General features: G+C 46.5%; 3 protein-coding genes. All 3 read right to left on the bottom strand.

The annotated features are described in order from the left end of the window. Position 1: 1 nt before the first annotated feature. Positions 2-634: a chromate transporter gene (locus AC1DWB_RS33700; protein WP_477545448.1), complete on the bottom strand. Its 633-nt coding sequence runs from the start codon at positions 632-634 to the stop codon at positions 2-4. 165 nt (positions 635-799) lie between these two features. Further along, positions 800-1,555 (bottom strand): regulatory protein RecX, encoded by a 756-nt coding sequence (locus AC1DWB_RS33695; protein ID WP_477545447.1) that lies wholly within the window; start codon positions 1,553-1,555, stop codon positions 800-802. 101 nt (positions 1,556-1,656) lie between these two features. After that, positions 1,657-2,340, bottom strand: a 684-nt coding sequence (recA, locus tag AC1DWB_RS33690; protein ID WP_477545446.1) for a recombinase RecA, incomplete at its 5' end; no start/stop codon positions are given.

Here is a 2,340-nt window from a genome sequence, read left to right as displayed (position 1 = left end):
ATTATATACCATCCCCAAAAAACGAATCATCGGGGGCATATTTGACAGAGACTAGCCGAGTTGATGGCTGTCTACCCAGTTTTTTTAAGACAAATACAATCGCCATGGCAATCATCCCACCTAGAATAATAACTAGTGTAGGTGACGCCCATTGCATCAATAGCACAATTACAGTAACGATCATAATTCCTATCGAAGTTTTATCCGAAATGGAAGTTTTATAAATCCGATAGCCTGCATAGGCGATCAACGCCACAATGGCAGGTTTTACCCCCTCCATAGCGGCTTGAATCTTAAAATGTCCTTGTAAATTTGCAAACCCGATCCCAAGGGCAAGGACGATAAAGAAAGTAGGCATCATCATTCCTGCCGCCGCAGCAATGGCTCCTGCAATACCTTGGAGGCGATACCCAATCATAGCCGAAGAATTTATCGCAACCGCTCCAGGAATGGTCTGGGAAGCAGCTAACACATCCGCTAACTCTTCCTCGGAAACCCAACCGCGTTTATGGATAATCTCTCTTTCAAACACCGGAATCATCGCAAAACCGCCACCAAAGGAAAGCGGAGCGATGCGAAAGAAGGTCCAGAACAGTTGAAGCAGTGCCTTCCAATTTCCCCCATGTTGTCTCATAGACACTCAACCCTCTYCGCAATGATTAAGTTAAGTATAACTTACTTTTAATCATTTTGGAATAAAGATTGAGAAATATATCTTGTCTCTCAGAATTCAACTACTTGAAGGCCTCGAATACCCCACTAAACCGATGTACTTTAAATCATTACGGTATTTTCGATTTCAATCTACATCCATTTCAGCATCCAGCTCCCAATCTTCCTCCATCTCAACCGATTGATCCGAAGCGAGCAAATCTTTAATAATGCCATTCACAAGTGAACCCGAGTATCCTCGCCGCATCAAGAACGCCGTCAGCTTGCGCCGCTTGTCCGTTGGATCCCCCTTCATCGTGCTCCATCTTTTTTGAGCCAACTGCTGGGCTGCTTTGTGCTCTTCTTCTGGATCTACTTGATCTAGCGCCTCCTGAATGACTTCTCGTTTTACACCTTTTTGCTGTAGTTCCTGCTGTACCCAACGACGACCTTTTCGCTGAGCGATCATACGATGTTCAGCCATCTGCGTAGCATATTGAGCATCATCCGCGTATCCTTGCTCTTCCAGCCGATGAACCGCTTCTTCAATATTTGCCTCAACATGGCCCTTTCGCTTCAAGTATATCTTGACCTCGCGTAATGCCCGAGGACTTCGTCCGATATAGATCAGTGCATCCGCCCATACAGCGTGGCGTTCTTCGTCTGCAATGACTAATGCCGATTGCTCCGTGTCAATAAACTGCCCTCTCATAAGTCGATGCTGGATCAATACATCCTCATGTACAGTGAAAGCTAGCTCTTCGTTAATGTAGATGTGATACATCCTTGCTTTCTTCGGATGTCTTTCTACCATGGTGACGGTTCCTTCCATCGGCCTACTCTCTCCTGGATGATGTTCCTGGTGACTCTCATCCCTACTCTTGCTCTTCCACCTCATTCTCATACACCCCTCCATCCGTCTTAATAGGTTATGATCCATTCCTAGAATGAAACAGATATGCGCACCTCTGCTAAATAGCAAAGGTGCGCATCCCATTCCATGTACTATTCAAATGCAGCTAAATCTTCTTCGTCCTCATCATCATCCGAATTAAGCGGAATGGAGGTTGTTAGGTTACTCATCGAGCGGATCTTATTCTCGATCAATTCAGCAACCTGCATATTCTCCTTCAAAAATTGCTTCGCATTCTCGCGACCTTGTCCAAGACGATCGCCCTCATACGAGTACCAGGCGCCGCTCTTCTGGACGATATCCATCTCAGACCCAATGTCGATGAGGCTGCCTTCTCTGGAAATACCTTCACCGTACATAATATCGACATCTGCTTGCTTGAATGGAGGAGCTACCTTATTCTTGACTACCTTAATTCTTGTCCGGTTCCCAACAATATCATTGCCCTGCTTGATCGATTCAACCCGACGTACATCCAGTCGAACTGACGAGTAAAACTTCAGAGCTCGTCCACCTGGTGTCGTCTCTGGATTCCCGAACATGACACCAACCTTCTCACGTAATTGGTTGATGAAGATTGCGATGACCTTCGACTTGTTAATCGCCCCGGACAGCTTCCGAAGGGCTTGAGACATTAATCTCGCCTGCAAACCAACGTGCGAATCTCCCATATCTCCTTCGATCTCCGCCTTAGGCACAAGAGCTGCCACGGAGTCGATGACAATAATATCGACCGCTCCGCTTCTTACAAGCGCTTCTGCGATCTCCAGCGCCTG

It is taken from the genome of Paenibacillus sp. P4_E11 (genome assembly GCF_056401635.1).
This window is presented reverse-complemented; position numbering and strand designations above follow the sequence as displayed.